This window comes from Treponema porcinum, assembly GCF_900167145.1.
Classification (GTDB): Bacteria; Spirochaetota; Spirochaetia; order Treponematales; family Treponemataceae; genus Treponema_D; species Treponema_D porcinum.
Genome location: NZ_FUWG01000013.1, coordinates 1 through 23,930, shown reverse-complemented (window position 1 = coordinate 23,930; position 23,930 = coordinate 1). Strand labels below are relative to the sequence as shown.

15 protein-coding genes are annotated in these 23,930 nt (G+C 44.3%); 1 reads left to right on the top strand and 14 read right to left on the bottom strand.

Features of this window, described 5'->3' with window-relative positions; translation table 11 throughout:
* Window positions 1–40: 40 nt before the first annotated feature.
* From B5D55_RS08720 to B5D55_RS08660, 13 genes are all read right to left on the bottom strand, one after another.
* Window positions 41–1,171, bottom strand: a complete 1,131-nt coding sequence (locus B5D55_RS08720) for an SLC13 family permease (RefSeq protein WP_078933630.1) — start codon at window positions 1,169–1,171, stop codon at window positions 41–43.
* A gap of 2 nt (window positions 1,172–1,173) precedes the next feature.
* Complete coding sequence (locus tag B5D55_RS08715) at window positions 1,174–5,226, bottom strand: SpiroCoCo family coiled-coil protein (RefSeq protein WP_078933629.1); 4,053 nt, start codon at window positions 5,224–5,226, stop codon at window positions 1,174–1,176.
* A gap of 56 nt (window positions 5,227–5,282) precedes the next feature.
* Window positions 5,283–5,966, bottom strand: coding sequence for an HAD family hydrolase (locus tag B5D55_RS08710; RefSeq protein ID WP_078933628.1), 684 nt, complete (start codon window positions 5,964–5,966; stop codon window positions 5,283–5,285).
* Window positions 5,967–6,048: 82 nt separating this feature from the next.
* Complete coding sequence (locus B5D55_RS08705) at window positions 6,049–7,125, bottom strand: hypothetical protein (RefSeq protein WP_078933627.1); 1,077 nt, start codon at window positions 7,123–7,125, stop codon at window positions 6,049–6,051.
* Between the two features lie 11 nt (window positions 7,126–7,136).
* Entirely contained in the window at window positions 7,137–7,553 is a 417-nt protein-coding gene (locus B5D55_RS08700) for an ExbD/TolR family protein (RefSeq protein ID WP_078933626.1), read from the bottom strand.
* Window positions 7,553–8,164: a MotA/TolQ/ExbB proton channel family protein gene (locus B5D55_RS08695; RefSeq protein WP_078933625.1), complete on the bottom strand. Its 612-nt coding sequence runs from the start codon at window positions 8,162–8,164 to the stop codon at window positions 7,553–7,555. The genes B5D55_RS08700 and B5D55_RS08695 overlap by 1 nt, the downstream gene beginning before the upstream one ends.
* A 30-nt stretch (window positions 8,165–8,194) precedes the next feature.
* Window positions 8,195–9,838, bottom strand: a complete 1,644-nt coding sequence (locus B5D55_RS08690) for a hypothetical protein (RefSeq protein ID WP_078933624.1) — start codon at window positions 9,836–9,838, stop codon at window positions 8,195–8,197.
* A gap of 25 nt (window positions 9,839–9,863) precedes the next feature.
* A complete protein-coding gene (locus tag B5D55_RS08685; RefSeq protein WP_078933623.1) occupies window positions 9,864–12,758 on the bottom strand; it encodes a tetratricopeptide repeat protein in 2,895 nt (964 codons plus the stop codon).
* Window positions 12,759–12,824: 66 nt separating this feature from the next.
* On the bottom strand, window positions 12,825–14,183 hold the full coding sequence (locus tag B5D55_RS08680) for a hypothetical protein (protein WP_078933622.1): 1,359 nt from the start codon (window positions 14,181–14,183) through the stop codon (window positions 12,825–12,827).
* Window positions 14,184–14,186: 3 nt separating this feature from the next.
* The gene (locus B5D55_RS08675) at window positions 14,187–18,722 is read right to left on the bottom strand and encodes a 2-hydroxyacyl-CoA dehydratase (protein WP_078933621.1); all 4,536 of its coding nucleotides are present in this window, start codon (window positions 18,720–18,722) and stop codon (window positions 14,187–14,189) included.
* Between the two features lie 205 nt (window positions 18,723–18,927).
* Window positions 18,928–20,007: an ABC transporter ATP-binding protein gene (locus B5D55_RS08670; protein ID WP_078933620.1), complete on the bottom strand. Its 1,080-nt coding sequence runs from the start codon at window positions 20,005–20,007 to the stop codon at window positions 18,928–18,930.
* A 45-nt stretch (window positions 20,008–20,052) separates the two neighbouring features.
* Window positions 20,053–21,657, bottom strand: coding sequence for an ABC transporter permease (locus tag B5D55_RS08665; RefSeq protein ID WP_078933619.1), 1,605 nt, complete (start codon window positions 21,655–21,657; stop codon window positions 20,053–20,055).
* 6 nt (window positions 21,658–21,663) lie between these two features.
* Window positions 21,664–22,665: an ABC transporter substrate-binding protein gene (locus B5D55_RS08660; protein ID WP_078933702.1), complete on the bottom strand. Its 1,002-nt coding sequence runs from the start codon at window positions 22,663–22,665 to the stop codon at window positions 21,664–21,666.
* Window positions 22,666–23,279: 614 nt separating this feature from the next.
* Between B5D55_RS08660 and B5D55_RS08655 the strand changes: the two genes are divergently transcribed.
* Window positions 23,280–23,567 carry a hypothetical protein gene (locus B5D55_RS08655; protein ID WP_078933618.1) on the top strand — a complete coding sequence of 96 codons (288 nt, stop codon included), beginning with the start codon at window positions 23,280–23,282 and terminating at the stop codon, window positions 23,565–23,567.
* Window positions 23,568–23,573: 6 nt separating this feature from the next.
* On the opposite strand, the gene B5D55_RS11625 is transcribed toward B5D55_RS08655, so the two are convergent.
* Window positions 23,574–23,750, bottom strand: coding sequence for a hypothetical protein (locus tag B5D55_RS11625; RefSeq protein WP_159446140.1), 177 nt, complete (start codon window positions 23,748–23,750; stop codon window positions 23,574–23,576).
* Window positions 23,751–23,930 lie beyond the last annotated feature (180 nt).

Genomic DNA, 23,930 nt, shown 5'->3' with positions numbered 1-23,930 from the left:
TTTCAGAAACACACTGCTGTTTTATATTGTGCAGACGGAATCAACGATTTACAAACAGAAGACAGAGCGGTATCAGCAGAATCATGAAGATAATATTAACAACAGTAAACTTAAGAAGATATATTCCGGAAGTATTCGGATTCTCTGAATTATACAATTTATATGAAATTACGCTTGCAAGAGATGCAATAAGAGTGCCTAATCCGCCTGCATTAACTCCAAGAAGAAGTGCATGTGTTTCTTCCGTAAAATTAGAAAGCAAAAGAGCAGCCGGAACGTTACTTATAACTTGACTTGCAGCAATACTTACTCCAAACACAACTCCGGGACTTTTCAGTACAGAAGAAATTGTACTGGAAAGTCCCGGAACAGACGTGCAGTTTTTAGTAAAAACAAAAAATGCGCAGAATGTCATAAGCAGACAGTAATCAACTTTTTTTAAAAGATGCCTGTTACATAATAGAATTGAAATAAGAGTAAAAATAAAACCAATTCGGTAATCAATAATACGAAACACGGAAAGCAAAATAACAAGCATAACGACAGAATACACAGATGTTCTTACCCTCCGTACCGGATGAAATGAAAAATCATTTTTGCTAAAAAAGAACGGCTTATTTTTTTCACCGGCAGTAATAAGAATCACCGAGACAAAAAGCAAAATAAAAGACGGAATTGCAATAACAAGAGTTGTCTTGAAAAAATCTACAACAGGAATAGAGTAAAATGAATACAGAAAAAGATTCTGCGGATTTCCCATAGGAGTTACACAGGAGCCAAGATTTGCTGCAACTGTCTCCAAAATTACAAGCATAACAGATGGAATATCCGCCATCTTACATACGAGAATAGAAAGAGGAACGAATGTCAAAAGCGCAACGTCATTTGTAACCGCCATTGAGCTGAAGAATACAAGAAACGTAAAAGAAAAATACAATGAACGAACAGACGGACATAAACGCAGAATCCAGACAGCAGCATTATCAAGCACATTTTCAGACTTAAATGCCTGAATCACCAGCATAAGACTGAATAGAAGTACAATTACGCGCCAGTCACAAAATGACAACATCATCCGTGCTGTTGGACAAGTTATCAGAGAAGAAGCAACTGCCAGAAATACCGAAACACAAAAGACAATCTCCTTTTTTACAAATGCCTTGATATTCATAACTATTCGTTTGGAAGTTCAAGAATCAGCTCAATTTCTGCAGGCGTTCTCTTAAGGCTCTTTGCAATTTCATTGATTCCCCAGCCCTGCCGGCGCAGCTGGCGAACGAGATCCCTCTGCTGCGGCGTAATATGAGAATTATCTGCCGGCGGATTTTTTGCAACATCCTCACGCGTCAGTATTGCCAGCTGCTCGAATTTAGAATCAACTTCTTTTGACAGTTCCAGAAGCCGCTGTTCGCTTCTTCCAATTCCCTGCCGTGTAGAATTAATTTCTTCCATACGAGTTTCTGCATCTTTCAGCAAATCCTGAAGTGAAGACAGTCTCTGCGCCGCTTCACCGATTTTCGGTCCGTTTTTCAAAAGTTCGTCCACATTTCGCTGAACATCGCGTATTTCATCAGGCAGCGTTTCTGCCTTGCTGGAACAGACTTTTAACCTGTCTTCAAGATTTTTCAGATTTTCAAAAGACGTATTTACGTCCTTCATAACGCGATCAATAACTTCCTGTTTCTGCTCCAGACGGTCATATCTGCCGGAAATATTTGCAAGATTTTCCTGAAAATCACGAACCTGAATTTCCATATTCTGTAGTTCGTCATACGTTGTATTAAGACCGTCGATTTTATCGTCTATAGAACTTGACAAGGTAATCAGCCTGTCATACTTCTGTCCGATTGTATCGACTTTTGTCTGATCTTCCTCAAATTTGCCAATCTGTTTTTCAACTTCATCTTTCATTCTAAGAATCTGGTTGTACTGACCGGTTAAATCAAGTGCAGCAGCCTTAAACTTTTCAAGACGCGCAAAATCTTCTTCCAGACCGCCGATTTTTTCATCAAGCTGCTTTTTCATCTGTTCGGCTTTCTCGTAAACTGACAGCTGAGTTTTTATAGCCTGAAGTTCTTTTCCAAGTTCGCTCATCTGAGTCTGCATTGCATTTGAATCGCCCTGCATCTTCATAACAAAAGCAGACTGGTCATTTCTGTTTTTCTCAGAAACACTCTGAATTTCTGCGTTCAGTTCCTGAAGTTTTCGGGAAGCCTCTGTATTCTGCATACGCACGCGTTCTTCCGTATCATTAAGCATCTGCTCGTACATTTTCTGAAGCTGCTGAACAACCTCATTAGAGCGGGACTCATAATTACTAAGCGACTCATCAGCGTGCCCGTTAAGTTCGGAAACTTTTTTTGCCGCCTGATCAATAAACTGCCGGTATTCAGTATCAAGATAATTCTGTGCATCGCTTACCTTGTTCATTGCAAGTTCCTTCAATCCTGAAAGTTCCTGCGCAAAAAGATCTTTTGACTCATCAAGCTGGTGTTTCAGCTGCTGTTTCCACGTATTGAACTCACCCAGAGCCGCATCAATGGATGACGTTCCTGTTTCCTGGCGGGACTGCACGATTTCTTCAAACTTCTGAAGGTCTGCCATAAGTTCCGACTTTACCTTTTCAAGCTGTTCGGCAACGGCACTCTGCGTTTTTTCAGCAGTTTCCTTCAAAAATTCGTCGGTTCTGGAATCTGATGCAGAGATTTTATCTTTCATATCTGCCATAAAAGATGAAACCGAAGATTTTATATCATTAATCTGATTTTGAACTGAATTCTGCGCCTGTGCAATCTGAATTTCAACACGATTTTGCTGTTCTTCATTTTTTTCCTGAAGTGCGGCAAGTTTTTCACGCAGATTATCATTGTACTCAGTTTCAATAGCGCGGCGTTCATCTATAAATTCATTCGTAATGGAAGTCATTTTTCCGTCAAACGCACTCTTCCATGAAGAAAGTTCCTCGTTAATTTCATCGCCGCGTGTTTTCAGATTGCGGTCAAAATCATCCTCAAAGCCTTTAAGCTTCTCGCTCATAGCGCCGATTGCATTTGACTTAAGTTCATCTATTTTCTGCTCTATAAGTTGCAAATTACGCTCAATGACTTCGGAGTCAGACTTGATTGACGATGCAAACTGCTCGTGTTTTTTCTGCTGCTCCGCCGTAAAGAAATCAAAGTCATTCATAACACGCCTTGAAATTTCGTCCATTGCAGCACGAAGAGTTTTCTCAAGCGTATCAACATCGCTTCCGGATGCTTCAAGCTGCGAAAGGCGGTACTCCAAATCTTTCTTATATGCAGAAAGCTTTTCATCAACTCCGCTTAACGCCTTTGATTCCTGCTGTTCGCACGCAAGTTTTATCCGCTCCGATGACTGCTCAAGAACCATATTCAGATTTTGCATTTTTTCAGCAGCTTCAGCCTTAAATGATTCAATCCTGTCGTTCATTCCGTCTATCTTGCCGTCAAGCTCAGGCTCAAACTGCGCAATACGCTTCATCGCATCTTCACAATCTGATTTTATTCTGTCCACCGTACTTTCAGCGTCTTTTGCCGCCTTTGCAATTTCGCTTGCAATTATACTGTTATAGCGTTCCTGAACAGAAACGATTTTTTCATCAAGGAGTGCTTTTGCATCTTCAAACGATTTCTGGCTCTGTTCTACACAGTCAGAAACCTGACGGGCATTCTGCTCAGCCGCATGAAGCGACTCCGTCAGTTCCTGCCTCAAACCTTCAATTCTGCCTGCATAATTTTCTGACATCGCATCAATTTTCTGCAAGATTTCAGACTGAATTCCGCCCTCTTTTTCGCTGTATAAACGTTCAACAGCCTCAATCTGCTGAGAAAGCCCGGCGGTAGCAGAAGCATATTTCCGGTTAAGTTCATCATAGGCAGAATCTATATCAGAAAGTTTCTGCTCGTAATTTTCTTTTATCTCTGCAACTGACTTCTGATAATTATCATTCAAAGAAATAATCTGCTGCTTGCACTTTTCAAATGCCTCTGCAACTTTATGCTGGAGTTCGCTAATTCTCTGATTGTTCTTCTCCAGCGCCGCCGCATACGTTTCGGCAGCCTTTCCGTCCGCCGCCTGAATTTTTTCTGCAAGAGCAGAAATGCGTTCATCATTTTTGCTGTCTACGGAAGAAAGCTGCGCTTCATATTTTTCGTGAATGCCGGCTACTTCGCCTTCAAATTTTACGTTCAGTTCATTCAGGCGCTGCCTGCATTTTTCGTCGCTCTCTGCAATTTTCTGCTGAAGCGCAAGCACGCGCGAATCGCTTTTTCCGCCGGTCGTTTCTATAAGCGATGCATATTTTTCCTGAACGGACTTCATTTTTTCCTCAAGCGAACCTTTTACAGCAGAAAGCTTTTCTTCCATTTCGCCGGTTACTGAAGACAGGCGTCCGCCAAGTGAAGAAGTAACGGAAGCGACTTTTTCTGCAAGCTGTTTTTCCAAATCCGAATGCGCCTGCTCAAGCTGCTTGATGTATGCATCGCTTCTTGTCTGTGCCTGGCGGCTCAAATGCTCGAATGCCGCATCTTCAAGCGACTGCGCTTTCTTTGCAGCAATTTCATAAACGCCGGATATTTCATTCTGGAATGACTGCAACGCTTCCTTCGCATTTTCTTCAACTTTTGCAAATTCTGACTTTATCTTCTGCCCGCGTTCATCGTATTCAGAAAGGAGACGGTTTCCAACAGCTTTAAGCTGCTCGCCGTTTTTCTGCGCAAATTCCTGAGAAATCATAGGTATTCGCTTTTCAATCGTATCTACCTTCGCCTGCTGTTCGGACACTTTTGAATTCAGCCGGTCAATAATAACAGACTCTTTTTTTACTTTTTCAAGATTTTCTTCAACACTCGCCGTCATTTGCAGAAGTTCTTTCAGAAGAGAATCGTATGCAGAAATTCTTTCTTCTATTTTGTGTACAGCCTCAGAGTCTGACTTTAAATTATCAGTCATTTTTTGAAAATCAGAAATCTGCTGGTCAAGACGTTTTACAGCGGCAGCAGCGCGCATCTGCTGAGAGTCAATTTCTGTCTGCGCAGCAGAAAGCTTTTTTTCCTGCGCCTGAAAATAGGCATCAAAGTCAGACTGACGCTTATCCGCGTATTTCCTGACTTTTTCCATAGAATTAGACTCTTTGTCAAAGATATGCAGAGCATAGGAAATTCCGGCTGCAACAGCCGCAGCGATAATAATAGTGATAACTGACATTTTTTAATCCCCACCCAAAAATGCGTTTTCTAATCAGCGAAATCGTATCGTTCTCTCTATTCTAGCACAATATTCAGTAATTGACGATAGTTTGAAAATGAAATCTCCGCTTCTTTTAAAGGTTTATTGAAAATCCGGCGCCAGAACGGAAGAAGATACGCGCATTTCATTCCTGCATTATGAGAACCGCGCACGTCATATTTCAGGCTGTTTCCCACGTACAAAATTCTGGAAGGTTCAACGCCAAGTTCATCTGCCATTTTCAAAAAGGAATACGGATCTGGCTTTAATGCACCAAGCTGTTCTGTTCCAAGAACGACGTTGCAATACTGCCTTACGCCCCAAACATCTCCTTTCTGCTCCGGCGGAAAATCAGACAGCAGCGCAAGCTTGAAACCGGCTTCCTTTAATTTACGGAATGTTTCAGGCACATAGGAATAGCAGGCAATCCGTTCAAAATACGGCTCAAGACCTTTGTAGACAATATCATTCAGGCGGCGCTCCGCTTCTTCCGGCGAACACCTGAGCCATCCTGCCATTTTCTTTGCCTGAACCTGACGAAAATTATCGTGCTGAGGAAGCGCGTGCATTTCATTGCGCACAAAACCGTAGAACAGAAAGAAAAATCCGTGTGCTATATACCTGAACAGAGCGCGGACTGTAAGCCGCCACTGAGGATACAGCGTTCCGTCAATGTCAAATGCAACTGCTTCTATTTCTCCCAAACCTTTAACGTACACTACAACTCCTGTGACAGGGCGATTTTGCCTGCCGTTTTATTAAAGAACGCCAAAACCGTAAAACGATTTTAAGCGAATCTGCCTATTTTTTTATAATACTATACTCAAAGCGTGCCTGTCCATCGGAAGAAGCCGGCTTAAAACGCCATTGAGAAATCTGTTCCCGTATCTCAGATTGAATCTGAATCGGAAGCAGGGAGGACGGCGAAATAACAATTCCCGAAAGAGGAACGTTTCCGCCGGCAAGAACTTTGAAAGAAACCGTAACAGTCCGCGAGCTGTCTATAAGGGCAGCATTTTCTTCGGAAATAAATATAACAGGCTTTTTCGGATCAAGCAAAATTCTTGAAGAGCCGTCCGTCATCGACACGGAAACAGAACCGTCGCCGTTTTTTTCAACATTTACTTTAGCGGAAGAACTTACTCCGTTACCGGCAGACATCGTATACGTAGCCGCCGCAATTTTTCCGAGCGCATTCTGCGTAGCGGAAGTTGCAGCTGTCTTTACTGCTGAATCAGTTTTTGCAACTGCTTTTCCCGTATCCAGAGCGGCTGATGCTGCCGTTCCAGAAAGTGCAGACGTTCCGGAAACGCCTTTATTTACAGCCGTTGAATTTGTCGTGCTGGAAGAAGAAACAGCCGCCGTATCATCACCGAAAACTGAATCATCCCACTGAGCACTTTTTGCAGACCCGGACTGTTCCGCAAGAAGTTCGTCGACGCTTTTTTTATAGGTAATTTTCGCCTTAGCCGGGGCTGATTTTGCTTCAACTGGTGCCGGCGACGATGTTTTAGGTGAAGCTGCCGCCGCCGGAGAAGACGCCTGTTTCTGCGCCGTTTTTGCAGGCTGCTGTACAGACGGCTTTTTCTGGGACGCAGGTGCTGACTGCGCGGCATCGCTTTTTGAAGGAGAAGTCTGCTTTTTTTTTGATGCAGCCGTTTCCTGACTTGCAATATCGGTTTTCTGAACTTCAGGTTTTTCCTGCGGAACGTCAAGCGTAATCTGAATTGTCTTGAATTCTTCTTTTTTTTGAACACCCGGAGCAAACGCAAAGAAAATCAACAGCAGAAACCAGACGACGGCTGTTCCCCAGAAGGAAAGCCGGAGCGTATTTTTCTGAATTGAGTCTTCTGCAAAACGTTCAAAATCTATTTTCATATATTATGCCGCTACTGTTTCCGCTCGGTCGTTCTCAGGCTTACCATAGAAAAACCGCCCTTCCGCACTGCATCAAACAGTCTTACAATCGTTCCGTTCGTAACGTCGGAATCAGCTTCTATCGTAACAGGAAAATCCTTGCGCTTTATCTTTTTTGTATCAAATGCGGCAAGTTCCGCTTCCAGAGTTTTGTAGGAAACAGGCTTGTCATTGAACCAGATGCCGCCTTTTTTATCGGCAGAAATAGTAATTCCCAGATTTGAAGTACTTTCAGCAGTCGTGCTTTCCGGAAGATTAAGTTTCAGCCCCGGAAGAACGGCGAACGTCGTAGAAACAAGGAAGAAAATAATCAACTGAAACACAACGTCAAGCATAGGCGTCATATCTATCGAGGCGTGAACAGAACTTCTGCGCGCTTTCAGTTTCATTATTTTACCCTTCCCGTCAGCTTGATTACGACATTAGTAACGTTATTTTCCATTTCTGCAATCCGGCGGTTTACGCGGGAAATAAAATAATTATAGAAAATAACGGATGGAATTGAAACAATAAGACCGGCAACAGTAGTAACGAGCGCCTCTGCAATCGCACCGGCAAGAATGGCAGGATCACCCATTGTTCCGCCTGCACCAAGAACGCCGAACGCCTTGATGTTTCCCGTAACAGTTCCCAAAAGACCGAGAAGCGTAGCAATATTAGAAATTGTGCCGAGCGGAGTAAGTAGATGCTCAAAACGAGGAACAACAACGGACATTTCCGCCTCAACAGCGTCTTTCATATCCTTTTCATCCCAGCGGCGGCAGTCAAGCGCCTTTTTCACAACCTGAGAGCAGGGAGTATCAGCCTCGGCACAGCTTATTGCAGCAGAATCATAATTTTCAGAGTCAAGATACGAGTTCAAATCGTACATAAGCTTTACATCACGTTTTTTTGTAACATAAAAATAAAAGCATCGTTCAATGATGATAAACGTTGCAGCAATACCGCACAAAATAATCGGCAGCATAATAAATCCGCCGGCCCTGATAGCACTAAACATAAATTCCTTCCTCTTCCTTAAATTGTCGCCTTAGAAAAAGAATTTTGCAAGAATTCCTGCATAACCGCTTCTTCTAATATACTCACCGGCATAGTCGCGTGACTTGCCCGAAATCAATTTTACAATATCATTTCCAGTTACAGCAAGACGTACCGCATAAGAAACTTTTACGGAACAGTCAAAATCAACAACAGGAACGCTGTCCGCATCATCACCAAGTTCGAACGCAATTACGGAACTGAAATTAACGCGCGCTTTTTTATCCTGCAATGATACGCCGCCTGAAATTTTATTCGGAACTTCCGTTGCAGGAAGATCACCCCAGAACGACTTCCAGTTCAGAGAGAAAGTCGCAATTCCTTTTCTGAAAGAAATGCCAGCATCTGTGTTTACCTGAGTCATATCCTCAGAGGAATAAAAATACTGTCCGTTTTTAAAATACGTTTCCTTATAGACCGGCTGCACAGTTCCGTTGCCAAAGGCCGTAGTGCAGAATACGCCGTCAAGCGTAACCGTAAGTATGTCTTTTACAGGAACATTCACATTCAGACTTCCGAACCAGTCTGACGTTTCTTCCGGAAGCACGTTCAATGCAGAAAATGCATACGCTTTTTCGAGTGCGCTTACCTTAGGAAGATACGAGTCAATTCCGCCAGCGGCAGAAAGACGTACCGCACGTGAAGAAAACGGCACAGGAATATCAAAATCAACTCCTGCTTCAAACGGAACTACAACATCGTTGTCGCCGATATGATTTCCGACAACAACCGCCGCCTGTGCATAGACATTAATATTTTCGTTTTTCCAGCCGAACAGTACGGAAAAATCAACTCGGTTTGCATTATGTTCATCAAAAGATTTTCCGGCATCATATTCAAGTTCATAAGAAACTCCGAGCTCAGAATAAATGCCGAAAGTTCCCCATTCAAACAAAATTTCAGGATTAAAATCAAGAATGCTTGCTTTTTTTTCATAATCATCAAGCAAAGCATCACCGGCAACAGTTCCGTAACGCTTATACCAGTCTCCTTTAAGCGACGTTTTCAGCGAAACATCATCCGTAAAGCGGACGTCAAACGAAATGCCGGCTCCAAGCTGGTCTTTTGTAACGTCGCTTATAAAATCAGATTTATTCTGAAGTCCGTTGTCTTCGGAATGATACGCTCCGTACAGAAACAGGGTTGTCTTTCTGGTTGAGAACGTTTTTTCCGCATCGATATGCGTATTTTTGTCAAAATAGCCGGAATTCAGCGAATGATTTGCATAGCCGTTTACAGTTTCATGACCGAATGTAATTTTAAACGGATTGGCACCGGTCTGCCGATAAATTGAAAAATTCCCGGTGAAAAATCCCGGAAGTCCGAGCCCCGCAACACCTTCTGCGTATATAGTTTTTTCAAGGGGAGCGGCGGCTAAAAGCACGGAAGATGACGTCTGCTCGGCAGAACCGGCCTCCGGCATACGCGGCACAATTTCAGTGCCTTCAGTTTTGGGAAGAACCGCAGAAAAATCAGGGACGGCGCTTTTTCCGACTTTCGGCGCACCGCCGGAAATGACGGTAGAAACATCAGGCAGAGTGATTTCTGCATTCTCCGAATCGTTTACGTTTTGTGCCGTTACGACAGCTCCTGAAAAAGCCGCCGCCAGCATAAGTATCAGTCTGTTTGCTTTCATATTTTTTACCTTTCCGTTACTAGTTTCAAATCCTTATATTTTTTGCCTGGCGGCTCTGCGGATACAGCGATTTCAGCATACGCGCCGTTTCGTCAGCATCACCGGACAGTCCTGCCGCGCGGAACGAATCGTACGCACCGTACAAAGCCGCCGCCGCCTCGTCATCCTTATTATTCATCCTGAAATATTCCGCCGCAAGAAGATACATTTCTGCCGCATTCTTATTGCGCTCGTTCCGGCGGTACGTTTTTCCCAAAAACATAGCGTTCTGCGCGGCGTACAGGCTTTCTTCCTGAAGATGTTTTTTCTGGAGCGGCAGCAGTTTTTCCGCAAGAACGGCCGCATTCCGGGAAAATGACGTAGTTGACGCATAGAGTGCAACAAGTTCAGTTCCCGTAGTCCTTCCTGCGTAAGTTTCCAATTCACCGTTTTTCTTGAATTCCGCTTCTTTACGGACGATTTCCTCTGATTTCCCGGAGTGAAGTTTCTCCAAATCGGCAGAAACTTCAGAAATTCCGTCGTTTTTCGCCTGTTCGCCGTATTTTTCAATTAAAAAGCGTGCGTATTCAAGCGCAGCAGGATAATCGCCTTTTTCACGGTACAGTTCAATCAGATTTTTGCAGGAACTGTAAAGATACGTGCTTTCCGGGAATTTTTTGACAAGCGCAAGATTTTGAAGGACTGCACGTTCAGAATTGCCGGTAAGTGCATAGCTTTCTGCCGTAAAATACCAGGCGGCATCCACAAAATTCCCTGCCGGATATTTTTTTGCATACTCATTGAACCGGCTGATTGCATCGTCATACATTTCCGCAGAAAAGAACATCTCGCCGCGGCGGTACATAGCCTCTTCTGCAAGTTTTTCTCCTGGAAATTTCTGCACAAGGCTTTTGTAAGCCGCGTCGGCACTTGATAAATCAAGCTGCTTTTCATAAATCTGACCGGTCTTGTATATGCTTTTCATGCTGAATTCGCCGGAACGCTTTGTATATGGCGCAAGCAAATCAAGAGCCTTTTTATATTTTTTGGAATCAGTGTATATTTCTGCGCACAAAAGCACGGCTTCTTCAGTTTCCGCATCTCCGGACGCATTCTGCACGGCAGATTCCGCGTGAAGCGCAGCTTTTTCCGGCTCGTTATTCTGAACGGCGGCGTTTGCGGCTGCCATCTGAGCATTCCAGAAAAGTTCGTGTCCCGGATATTTCTTTACAAAATCAGAAAGAGCGGCATACGCCTTTTTTGATTTTCCCTGCCTGTACTGTGCGTAGCCAAGATAAAACTGCGCGTATGAAACGCTTTTTTCGTCCTTTTTTGCAGAAGAATTCAAATAGGAACTGAAACTCTCTTCCGCATAAGGCCAGGACCAGGTATTGAACTGCGCAAGTCCAAGAACATATTTTGCTTCGTTCAGACTGCAACGGGCAGATTCAATCTGGGATTCCCTGTAACGCCCGGAATAAAGAAGGACTTTTGCATAGTTCAGCCGTTCTTCATCGGTAAGGCCGCGCGCTTCCTCAATTCCTGCATAGATAAGCGCCGCATTCTTAAAATCCTGCTGACGCGCAAACGAAAGGGCGTGAAGATTTGTATACGCGCCTTTTAGAAGAGAAGAAGCCTCTGCATAATTTCCTGTTCTGTATTCGGCAAGCGCAAGATATTCGCGCGTGTCAAAATCAAGCGGAACTACGGCGGCGGCGTATTTTTTTACGTCCTCCCAGTGCTCCTGAATTGCCGCGTACCGGCACAGAAGAATATTGGTTTCGCGAAGAAGGATATAACTGTTCTCTTCATTAAGAATGCCGCGGCTTTTCAAAATCATATTTTCGGCAACAGCAGAAGATTTTACTGTAGGCCTGGTTCCTGCCGCAATCTGCGCACGATAAAGCGCGGCGAATAAAAACAAATCAACGGAAACATTCTTTTCCGCCTCGTCAAAATACGAAAGCGCTTTTTTATAATCGCCAGCCTCATACGCATCTGCTCCAAGGCGCGTCCAGAATTCCCCGAGAAGTTCCGGAGAATCAGCAAGATATTTCTGTGCGTCAGAAAGAACAGTTCCCGGCTCTGCGCTGACTTCCGCGCGGTGTGCGGAAGAAACGTTATAAGCTTTTTTCAGCGCATTTGCCGCAAGCGATTTTTCGCCGCTTTTAAGGACGGCGCAGTACAAGTCATACGCCTTTTTGTATTCACCGTTTTTCAGATATGCATCGCCGGCATACAGCGTAAAAACCTGATACGTATACGGCGCCTGAGAAAGCGCATCAAAATCACTTCTGGAAATCGTTTTGTACAAATGAACGGCTTTTTCCGGATTCCCGGACTGACTGTATGAGTCCATCAGTTTGAAAAGCGCATCTACATAGACAGAAGCATCGTATTTTTCTCCGTTCTGCACTGCATACTCAAGAAACGGAACGGCGCGTGAATATTCGCCTTTATTATAGAAAATCCGTCCTGAATCACACAAGGCTGCGGCATAATATTTTTTACGGGAAGACAGTTTTCCGCCGTCAGAAGCAACAGTTTCTGCCGTATGGGCGCAATAATCGTAATACCAGTTCAGCGCCTCGGTGCTGTTTCCAAGACCCTCATACGCCCTTGCAAGCCAGTAACTACAGTCATTCAAAAGAACGGTATCCGTTTCGGTAGATTTCCGGGCAGCGCGGAGCGTATTTTCCGCCTCAAAAAACAAATTAAGGCGGACAAGGCTTTCACCCTTTATAAGAAGCGCCTCGCCCAGCGCCGCAGAGTCAGGAAACTGTTTTTCAAGCCGCTCCGCATACTGCACAGCTCCAGGATAAAACCCGGAATTATAGGCGGAAGAAAGTTCTGCAAACAGCGAAACGTCAGTTTCTAACGGCGCGGCACACGCAATTCCTGCCGAAAAAAGAAGCAAACATATACCGAAAACTTTTTTCATAACAAACCTTATTCAAACCTTCTCAAAAAATACCGCACAATTTTCCCGAAGTAACTTCATACTTCATCATTCAGGAAAAAACTGCTCGGTGCAGCCGGCTCTTGTAAGAAACACAGAATCCATACAATACCGGCTGTAAAATTCATCAAAACTCATTTCCGCGCCGTCCTTAAAAAGAACGCACTTAAAATGACCGTCATTATCAAAATACGGAAAAATAACTGCACATTCATTAAATACTTTTACTTCAGGACTTCTTCTGTCCGTAGAGCGTATCGCCGCAAAGTAGAACGTTTCCGGTTCAGAAGCAGCAAGCACATACAAAAGCGGTTTAAAAGTACGTACTGAATAGCCTGAATTCTGCACAAAGCCGGCTGTACTTTCAAGACCGCGCTCCGTAAATTCTGCAGAAAACGGTTCTATTGAAACATCAACGCCAGACTCATTATACAGATAATTTTTTCTGGTTCTTACAGATATTACTGCGCTTGCAATATTGCGTATCCAGTCAAGGGAAAAAGAAAGCGAATAACTTTGCGAAAGGACTCCCTGAAAGCCGGTATTCTTATACTGCACAGTTTCTGTAAGAAGCGGAATGCGTTTTAGACGGGTTCCGGTAAGCGGCTGGACAATTCCGTCTGCAATCCATTTAAGAAATCCTGCGCCGCTTACGGTAATTTTTCCTGCATCTTCCTCATCAACAGTGCGTTTTTTTCCGGAAGAAATATAAACCGGCTCGCCGTCTTCATCATACATCGCGTCATCAGTAAAAACAATGTCAGGGAGTGCCGCGCGGATAACTTCAATCATCTGAAGCGACGAATGATAGTTATCCTTATAAACCTGAGTATATTGCCATGGAAGAATGTTTGCCGTCCACTTCTGAATGTCTGCAAAAGAAGCCGTATAAAATCTTTCAAATGGAAGTCCCGTAGGCACTCCGCGTGCGGCATAACAGTTATAGCAGACAAAATCCGCACATCCTGTTTTATTCACCGGTGAAAACTGAACGAATACATCACTATCACTTGCAAAATAATAACGGATACGAAGAGGTGCGCCGCTTTTCTTGTCGCGAACAAGCACCCAGCTTCCGGGCGCATCTCCGGGATAAACTTCCTGCATCTCAGTAGATTTTCCCTTGTCGGAATATACGTCGATTTCCATACGCGCATACGGCGCTACAAAAATACTGAAAAAATCTTCCGATTCCTCAAGACGCACCTGAAATTTCTGCCCGATACTGTTCGTCCTTATTTCCGGTCTGTTCATACGAACTGCTGACAACGGCGCTTCAAACCACGTTTCCACAAGATTCCGCCGGATTTCGGAAGAATCCGCAACGCCCGATTTGTTATAGTCTGCAAAAACAGAATGCAGAGCAAGAACCAGAAGTCCTAAAAATACGGCAGAACGCTTTTTCATTCTCTACTCCGTACCGGCAGCAGGCATAGAAGACAGGGAAACCGGCTCTGTATCAGTAAGCGCAGTACTTCCCTCTGCAAGCCTTATTTCCGGTTTTATAAGAGCACCGTCTTTTCCCACGATAAAACCGTCGTCGTTCTCATCAGGATGACGACCGGCAGGCGCATTTGAAAGCAGAAGCTTAAGGCGGTTCAGCTGGTTTACCTCAGAACTGCCCGGATCATAGTCAATTGCGCTTATATTTGCCCCCGGGAAACGGCGACGCAGTTCTTTTATCATACCTTTTCCGGTTACGTGATTAGGAAGACAGGCGAATGGCTGTACGCACGCAATGCTAGGGCAGCCTTCTTTTATAAGTTCGACCATTTCTGCCGTAAGGAACCAGCCTTCACCGGTAATGTTTCCAAGTTGAACGATGTCGTCAACGCCTTTCATAAGTTCATAGATTGACGAAGGCGCATCGAAGCGGCGGCTTTTGTTCAGATATTTTTTCATTTTTCCGCGGTACAGTTCAAGGAACCACACGAAAAGCCGCGCGTTCCGCTCCGTTTTCTTAGGGAACGCAAGTTCTTCGTGACGGAAAATGCCCGTTGCGAACGTATAGAAGAAGAAGTCTGCAAGGTCAGGCATAACGCACTCCGCTCCCTCGCGCTCTATTGTTTCTACAATTTTGTTGTTCGCCGTCGGATGGAACTTTACAAGGATTTCGCCTACTACACCGACGCGCGGCTTCTTTATAGGCTTGAGCGGAAGTTCGTCAAAATCCTTTACTATTCCCTTCATAAGCTTGTGGTAGCCGGAAACAGAAAGCGACTTAAGCTGTTTTTCCGCGCGGGCGTTCCATTTTTCATACAATGCATCCGCCGAACCCGGCACAGCTTCGTACGGGCGAGTGCGGTAAAGTACTCGCATAAGAAGGTCGCCTACCATAATTCCCATTACAAGACGGTGCAGAAGAACAGGAGTAATCTTAAAGCCCGGATTTTTTTCAAACCCCTGTGCACTCAAAGAAAGAACAGGAACCTGCCCCCATCCTGCATCGTTCAAAGCACGCCGGATAAAGCCGATATAGTTTGTTGCACGGCATCCGCCGCCTGTCTGCGTAATGATGAGCGAAACTTTGTTTATGTCGTACTTTCCTGACTCAAGCGCCGCAATCATCTGTCCGGCAACAAGAATTGACGGATAGCACGCATCGTTGTTTACGTATTTTAATCCTGCTTCAACAGCCTTAGGATCAACCGCATCAAGAATGACAAAATTGTAGCCGCAATACTGGAATGCTTTTTGCAAAAGCTTGAAATGAATCGGCGACATCTGCGGACCGATAATCGTGTGGCTGTACTTCATCTCTTTCGTAAACACCTGTCTCTGGTATGCGGCGGATTTTACTACAGGAGTTCTGTGATGACGCTGGCGTTCCTTTACCGCCGCAATCAGAGAACGTATTCTTATTCTTACAGCACCAAGGTTAGAGCCTTCGTCAATCTTAATGAGCGTATACATACGCCCCTTAGAGCGCATAATTTCGTCAACCTGATCGGCGGTAACCGCATCAAGTCCGCAGCCAAAACTTGTAAGCTGAAGCATTTCAAGATTAGGCATTTCGCTTACAAAAGCTGCGGCACGGTACAGGCGGTTATGATATACCCACTGGTCAATAATGCGGAGAGGACGTTCAATGCTTCCGAACTGCGCAACGCTGTCTTCAGTAAATACGGCAAGACCGAGTGCATTTATCATTTCCGGAATTCCGTGATTTATCTCTGGATCAAGATGATACGGACGACCGGAAAGGACAATTCCGTTTCCGCCTGCACGAATCATCGTTTCAAGAGCTTCTTCTCCGGCTTTCTTTACGTCTTCGCGGAATTTTTCCTGCTCGTTCCATGCATCTTCAACAGCTTCTTTTATCTGCTTTTCCGTAAGCGACGGGAATTTCGGAAGCATCTCTTCACACAGGCGCTCTGCAAGACGTTTCTTATCATAAATCGGAAGGAACGGATCCATATAAAGAATATCTTTGTTCTGCCTGAGTTCATCAACATTATTCCGCAAAACTTCAGGATAGCTTGTTACAATCGGACAGTTATAGTGATTTCCTGCGCCGGAATCTTCCTGTTTTTCATACGGAGCACACGGATAGAAAATAAATTTTATTCCCTGCTCAAGAAGCGAAACAAGGTGACCGTGACTTATTTTTCCCGGATAGCACACCGATTCAGACGGGATAGTTTCAATTCCTTTTTCATAAACGCTTCGTGACGAACGCTGGCTCAACCGCACGCGGAATCCGAGCTTTGTAAAAAACGTAAACCACATCGGATAATTTTCATACATATTCAGGACGCGCGGAATTCCGACATCGCCCATAGGAGCATCTTCTTTTTTAAGCGGAACGTAATGGAAAAGACGCCTGTATTTCCAGTCAAACAAGTTCGGCATTTTTTCGCCGGTATCTTCTATGCCGGTATTCTTCTTGTTGCTTGCGTCAATAACCGTTCCTTCAATTTCCGCACCGCGCTCACAACGGTTTCCTGTAATGAAAACGCGCTTTTCGCTTCCGGTGCTGAATGTATTAATAGTAAGAAGACAGTTATTCTGGCACTTTCCGCAACGCCGCGATTCAAGTTCAACGTGGAAATTCTCAAGGTCTTTAAGCGTAGCAATTCCCGAACGGACTGTCGCAGGATCTACAGGCGGCTGTCCAGGTTTAGGTGCCGTTAAGTCTACCCACTGGTCGTATGCAATAAGGGCAGAACCGTATGCACCCATAAGACCTGCTACGTCAGGGCGGAATACATTTACGCCGGCAATTTTTTCAAAAGCACGGAGTACGGCATCGTTGAAAAACGTACCTCCCTGAACTACAACTTTTGTTCCGATGTCGCTTGCTTTCCTAAGTTTTATTACTTTAAAAAGTGCATTCTTTATTACGGAATATGAAAGACCGGCAGAAATGTCTGCAACGGATGCGCCTTCTTTCTGCGCCTGCTTAACGCGGCTGTTCATAAAGACGGTACATCGGCTTCCCAAGTCAACAGGCTTATCTGCAAGAAGTGCAATACGACTGAATTCACGTACATCCATTCCCATCGTGCGTGCAAAATTATCAAGGAATGAACCGCAACCGGAAGAACACGCTTCGTTCAGCTGAATTGAAACAATAGCACCGTCCTTCATCCGAAGGCACTTCATATCCTGACCGCCTATGTCAAGCAGGAACTCTACGCCCGGCACAAAAAAATCTGCCGCACGGAAGTGCGTAATCGTTTCAACTTCGCCGGCATCTACGCCGAACGCAGCCTGGAAAAGCGCCTCTCCGTAACCGGTAGAAACGGCGCGCGCAATATATACATCTTCAGGTAATTTTTTGTACAAATCTTTAAGGACTTTTGCCGCAAGGTCAACAGGATTTCCCTGATTGTTCGCGTAGAAATCCCAAATAATCCGTCCTTTCTGGTCGATAAGAACAGCCTTTGTAGTAGTGGAGCCGGAATCAAGACCAAGGAATACAGGTCCACGAGTTAAGCTCAAGTCGCCTCGTGCTGCAATTTCAGACGCATGGCGCTTACGGAATTCGTCAAGTTCCGTAGCATTGTTAAAAAGAGGTTCAAGACGCTGAACTTCGCTGAGTTCTGCACCCACAAGATTTTTAAGGTTTTCGCGGAATTCTGCAATCGTAGGAAATTTCTTTCCGTCACAGCAGACTGTCCTATCTGCACTGAACGCAGAACCAGTCGCCACAAACAGCTGTGAATCTTCAGGAACGATAATTTCATCGTCCTTGAGTTTAAGCGTTTCGATAAAGCGGCGGCGAAGCTGATCCATAAAGTGAAGAGGTCCGCCAAGAAAAGCAACGTGTCCGCGGATTGGCTTTCCGCAGGCAAGACCGGAAATCGTCTGGTTTACTACAGCCTGATAAATGGAAGCTGCAATATCCTCACGGCGCGCACCTTCGTTTATAAGAGGCTGAACGTCCGTCTTTGCAAAAACACCGCAGCGTGCTGCAATCGGATAAATAGTCGTTGCATCCTTGGCAAGAACGTTCAGTCCGGCTGCATCTGTTTCCAAAAGTGCCGCCATCTGGTCAATGAACGCACCTGTTCCGCCGGCGCAAGTACCGTTCATACGCTGCTCAACGCCGCCTGTAAAATACGTAATCTTTGCATCCTCTCCGCCAAGTTCAATTACAACGTCTGTCTGAGGAATGAGTTTTTTTACTGCTGTAGTAGCGGCGACGACTTCCTGAATAAACGGAATGTTCAGCCACTGGCTTACAGAAAATCCGCCTGAACCAGTTACCTTTACGCTCAGAGTCTGCCCTGCTCCTGCCGGAAATTTCTTTTCAAGTTCATCAAATGCCTTTGACACAACTGAAATAATCGTACTCCGTATATCTGCACGATGGCGCTGGTAGTCGCCGTAAATTAATTTATCATTATCATCCAGAACCGCAATCTTTACAGTTGTCGATCCTACGTCAATTCCAATTCTGACTGGCAGCATATCTGCACCATTCTGTTTTGTTCCGCTCATTAACCCACCTATAAAAAAGTGAAAATCTTACATCCTACAATATAAAGGTTAAACTGCATTTATGCAATTGATTAGGTAAGTGCTGATTAACACTTGAAGCGATTACTCAGCACTTCCTGTCAAATTGTCCGTAAGTCATTAACTTACGGACAATTTACTGCATTAATTGTTAAAACAAAACCTTAGCAAGGAGAGGTTCGTTCATTCAGACGGACGGAAGTTTCCACGAATGAAGGACTGTAATCTTTACCGGAGAACCAGCAGAAAATGACGGGTCACTGAGCGCAGGAACGGCTGAAATGAAAAATTTATCCGAACCGGTAAGGCGTATTTTATAGCGTACGGACGTACCGAAAAATGAACGGGAAGCAACAGTTCCGTACAGGGCGATGCCAGGTTTTCCATCGAACGAAACGGCATTATTTTCGGAAAATTCCTGTGGTGCAGCTTCAAGTTTTGTCCATTCAGGACGTATTATAAACGAGCCGCTTCCATCCGGCGCATCAATAAAATTGGCAGAACCAGTAAAGCCGGCGGTAAATGCATCGCGCGGCTTAAAATACATTTCTTCCGGAGAAGCGCACTGAAGAAGAATTCCTTTATTTATGACGGCAACATAATCAGATAGCGAAAGAGCTTCTTCCTGATCATGCGTTACGTACACCGTAGTAATTCCAAGACGCTGCTGAATTTCCCTAAGTTCGTCACGCACCTGCGCACGGAGTTTTGCATCTAAGGAAGAAAGCGGTTCATCCATAAGAAGAACTCCCGGCTTAAGGACAAGTGAACGTCCGAGTGCAACACGCTGCTGCTGTCCGCCGGAAAGTTCGTGCGGATAACGCTCTAAAAGTCCTTCCAGCCCCAAAATCCGTGCGGTCTGATGAACAAGCGCATTGTTCATTTCAAAAAACTGACTTCGGGTTACGCCTTTTTCCCGCGGAAGAAGTTTTAGTCCGTACATAATGTTCTGCGCAACAGTCAGATGAGGAAAAAGCGCATAGTCCTGAAACACCATTCCCACATTCCGCTTTTCAGAAGGAATTCCGCAGACATTCCGTCCGTCTATCAGTATTTCTCCGGAGTCCGGCTCTAGAAAACCTGAAATCAGTTTTAGAAGCGTCGTCTTTCCGCAACCGGAAGCACCAAGAAGAGTCGTAAAACTTCCGGGAGCAACGGAAAGGGAAAAATCAGTTATTACGCGCGTATTTTTATAGGAAAAAGACACGTTTTTGAGGGTAAGAGCTGCCGCATTTTTTTTAACGTCAATATCATTCTTATCATTCATTTTTCACTTCCTGAAAACCGTCCAGCGAAAGCTGCAAATTAAAAATCAGCGGGAAAACCTGCGCAATGCAAAACGCCCAATGCCAAGCACGAGAAAAGCAATGCACGTAAGGACAGAGGCCAGCGCGGCGGCTTTTCCCCAGTCCCCCTGCTCCGCAAGATTTAAAATTGCAATCGATGCAAGTTTTGTTTTAAACGAAACAAGGAAAATCACGGCACTCATCGTACCAATACTGCGGACAAACACATAAACGAACGACGAAAACAGGGCAGAACCGGCAAGCGGAACCGTTACAGAACGGAATACAGTTATTTTTCCTGCACCAAGCGACTGCGCTCCGTACACAAGCGTATTTTTCTGCTGAAGATACGACGACGTAATAATCCTGTAGGAAAAAGGGAGGAACGACACTATCATTGCCACAACAATAAGCGCCGGCGAAAACGAAAAGTCAGTTTTGTTTGCGGCAAAGGAAAGCGCAAGTCCTAAAAGCGAACCGGGAATTGCAGAGGGAATCTGCGCGAACGTGTCGAACGTTTTTCTGAAGGGAGAGTCTGTTTTCTGCACAAAAAACGCAGTCACCGAAGCAAGCGCCGTTGTAAGAACAGCTGAACAAAGGGCGAAAAGTACAGAATCAAGAAGTTCTGCGCCGTATCGATGCACGGAAAGTATATGTTCCGCCGTAAAACGCGTGTCTATTCCCCACAATTTCTGAAAACTCCCTGTAAGAACAGCTGCAAATTGAAGCAGAACTGCACCGGAAAGAAAAGCGCAGAACAATGTAAGAAAAATACGCACAGAAAGGCATAGTCTTTCTGCACTGACAGCGGCTTCCTTTCCTCCTACCGTAGCACTCCGTACGGAAGTATCTTTTAAAATCTTATGTTGAAGAATAAACAATATAATAGAAGGAACTACAAGAATTATTCCCAGAACCACGCTTACAGATACGTTCATCCAGCCTGTAAGCTGCGTATAAATTTCTACGGCAAGAACCTTAAACCTTCCGCCAACAATCATAGGATTTCCAAAGTCGCTCAGGACGGAAACGGCAATAAACAGAAAGGACGACAGAATTCCCGGAAATGAAAGCGGAAGCGTAACTGAAATAAAAACCTTGAGTCTGCCAGCCCCCATTCCTCGCGCCGCACGCTCATACAAAGGATTTATTCCGCGCAAAGTCTGCGCACACATAAGATATGCAAGGGGAAAAAAGCACAGCACCTGTGAAATGACAATTCCGGGAAGCCCGTAAAGCGAAACGTCAAGACCAAGAAGAGTTTTTGTAATAAAGCCCTGTCGTCCAAGAAGGAGAATGAACGAAAGTCCTCCTACAAAGGGCGGAGTTACCATGTGGATGACCGGTACTACCGAAAAAAAGCGCACGAACGGAATTTCACCGCGCACAACGGCATACGCATACAAATAGCCAAGAAGGACAGAAAACACGGTGGAACAGATACATTCGACTGCCGTATTGACAATTACCGTACGGTATCGCCCGGTAGAAAACACTCTGACAAAATCAGAAAGTCGCGGCGAAAGCAGCGTACAGAAAAGAGGAAAAACAATGCATACGATAAAAAACAAAGCGCACGCACCCCACAGAATGCAGAACGACGCGCCCTGTTTTTTTAAGTAAGACACCATTTTATTTTACTTTACGATTTCGTGCCATTTTGCAAGAACTTCATCTTTTTGGGAAGAAGCTTTTTTTGCATCGTAAGAAATAAGGTCAATTTCAGAAAGCGGAATGCAGCCGTCAGCTCCTTTTGCAGAAGGATTTACAGGAACGGTAAAATCTATTGAACTCATAAGTTCCTGCGCTTCTGCAGAAAGTATAAAGTCAACGAATTTCTGCGCCGACTCAAGATTTTTTGCATTTTTCATAATGGCAATGCAGTCAACATCGCCTACCGACTGCGGAGGAGCAACAAGCTGAATATCAAAACCGTCTGACTTGTATTTTGCAAGCCCGTGAAGATATGCTATGCCAAGCGCATATTCTCCCGTGCCGATAAGTTTCGGCGGAGCACTTCCGCTGTCAGGGAACTGTCCTACCAGTTGAGAGAGCGCCGTTAAATATTTCCAGCCTTTATCCCATCCGAGCCGCTGAAGCTGATTCTGTACAAAAAGGTATGCGGTGGAAGAAGCAACCGGGTTAGTCATCACTATTTCACCGGAAAAATCAGCATCAATCAAATCATCCCATGTTTTCGGCACGGCTTTTCCCGGATATTTCCGCGCAAATCTTCCAGCATTTACTCCTATACCAAGCGTAAGAACGCAAAAGCCGGTATACGTACCATCAGAAGAGCGAGCATACTCTGGAATTCCCTGCGCATTCGGAGAAACATACTGTTCCAGCGCGCCGGCTTTAGCAGCCTGTATATGGTAAGAAGTTGCACCGCCAAGCAGGACGTCAGCCTTAGGGTCATCTTTTTCTGTAATGACGCGGTTTACAAGCTCGCCTGTAGTAGCGCGAAGATAGGAAACAGGAATGCCGGTCTTCTTCGTAAATAAATCGGTAAGAGCCTTAGTTTCTTCCTCGTGAATGATTGAATACACGTGGAGTTCCTGTTTTTTCTGCGAACAGGAAGAAAACGCAAAAAGCATCGCCGCGCACAGCGCAATCTGCATACATACGGATTTTTTCATAAAAATCTCCTGCATAAAAATTAACAGTTCCGGCAAAAGAACCGGGAACAATCTGATGCCCGGAAGAAATCAAACTTCCGCACAAATCTAAGGAAATACTGAATAAATCCTATTGAGGATTTTTCAGTGTTAACCTTGAATACGTCTGGTCAAGGCATATTCGCCTTCGGCTCATTCAAGGCCTTGACTCAGCCGTTTTAAGGGTTTGTTTTAAACCCTTAATGTAGCTAATTACAACAGTATATTACAAAAAGTGATAATATAAATATATCCATTTTTCTTCAATTTATATGATATCAGAAAAAAAAGTCCCTTCACCTCCCTTGTAAGTAAAAATCAACATACCTCGCCGCAAGCATCGAGGTATGTTGGTTCTTAAAAGCTATTAAACCCTCCGCACGAATAAAAATGCCGTACAGAAGAACAACATGTTTTCTATACGGCACAGGATGGCGCACTGGGGCGCTTATTGTTAATAAGAAAATCCTCCAACATTTTTCTCTAAAAATTTGGGTAGTGTACACTACCCAAAGGACTTGAAAAAGTCCTTTGGGCAAAGTCTTGCTTCGCTCGACTTCGCCCAAAATCAAAAAATAAAATCGTTGGAGAATTTTATGAAAAAAATTATAAAACTGGAAACATTGCTGTTTGTCCTTATTACTACAATTTCTTTTATAGGTTGTGATACTCCGAGTTCATCTGAGAATCCTGACAATAAAGAAACAAATAAAATCGAAGATATTTTTACAAGTCAAACTAAAGAAATCACTGCAGATATTGAAAATCTAGGAATAAATGCTACTTCAGTCATATCAAATAATCCAGAGGTAGCCACCGCAGTTCTTGTGAATAAAGTTGTTAGAGTCGGGAGGAAATCGCCATTTAGAGTCAGGCAGAATTAACCAATTTTAGTCAAAGAAAAATAACCAATAATGCAGGCGTCTTAATTTTGCTCTTGTAATGCCTGTCAGCCTTTGCAGTTCTGCAAGATTAACTTTTTCCAGACAGAAACTTTCTTTTTCTCTGTCCTTTATAAGATCCAGTGTCTGTGGTAAACTTAGTTTGTCACTATTATTTTCATTCATAAGCTCCTTTTCTGTGCATTATTGGTCAGCACATATTTTAGGAACTTTTGTTTGATTATAATAGTGGCTGTTTCTTTTTGACTAATTTTGGCGATTTTCTCCTGACTCGTAATGGTTATAATCGCCTGACGCTAACAAAGTAATTACAATTAAATCGAAAACTGAAGGGACAACAAAAGT

Excerpts from the sequence above, each read along its gene's own strand:
- B5D55_RS08720 (WP_078933630.1), bottom strand. The coding sequence starts at position 1,171 with ATGAATATCAAGGCATTTGTAAAAAAGGAGATTGTCTTTTGTGTTTCG.
- B5D55_RS08715 (WP_078933629.1), bottom strand. The coding sequence starts at position 5,226 with ATGTCAGTTATCACTATTATTATCGCTGCGGCTGTTGCAGCCGGAATT.
- B5D55_RS08705 (WP_078933627.1), bottom strand. The coding sequence starts at position 7,125 with ATGAAAATAGATTTTGAACGTTTTGCAGAAGACTCAATTCAGAAAAAT.
- B5D55_RS08700 (WP_078933626.1), bottom strand. The coding sequence starts at position 7,553 with ATGAAACTGAAAGCGCGCAGAAGTTCTGTTCACGCCTCGATAGATATG.
- B5D55_RS08695 (WP_078933625.1), bottom strand. The coding sequence starts at position 8,164 with ATGTTTAGTGCTATCAGGGCCGGCGGATTTATTATGCTGCCGATTATT.
- B5D55_RS08690 (WP_078933624.1), bottom strand. The coding sequence starts at position 9,838 with ATGAAAGCAAACAGACTGATACTTATGCTGGCGGCGGCTTTTTCAGGA.
- B5D55_RS08685 (WP_078933623.1), bottom strand. The coding sequence starts at position 12,758 with ATGAAAAAAGTTTTCGGTATATGTTTGCTTCTTTTTTCGGCAGGAATT.
- B5D55_RS08680 (WP_078933622.1), bottom strand. The coding sequence starts at position 14,183 with ATGAAAAAGCGTTCTGCCGTATTTTTAGGACTTCTGGTTCTTGCTCTG.
- B5D55_RS08675 (WP_078933621.1), bottom strand. The coding sequence starts at position 18,722 with ATGAGCGGAACAAAACAGAATGGTGCAGATATGCTGCCAGTCAGAATT.
- B5D55_RS08670 (WP_078933620.1), bottom strand. The coding sequence starts at position 20,007 with ATGAATGATAAGAATGATATTGACGTTAAAAAAAATGCGGCAGCTCTT.
- B5D55_RS08665 (WP_078933619.1), bottom strand. The coding sequence starts at position 21,657 with ATGGTGTCTTACTTAAAAAAACAGGGCGCGTCGTTCTGCATTCTGTGG.
- B5D55_RS08660 (WP_078933702.1), bottom strand. The coding sequence starts at position 22,665 with ATGAAAAAATCCGTATGTATGCAGATTGCGCTGTGCGCGGCGATGCTT.
- B5D55_RS08655 (WP_078933618.1), top strand. The coding sequence starts at position 23,280 with ATGAAAAAAATTATAAAACTGGAAACATTGCTGTTTGTCCTTATTACT.
- B5D55_RS11625 (WP_159446140.1), bottom strand. The coding sequence starts at position 23,750 with ATGAATGAAAATAATAGTGACAAACTAAGTTTACCACAGACACTGGAT.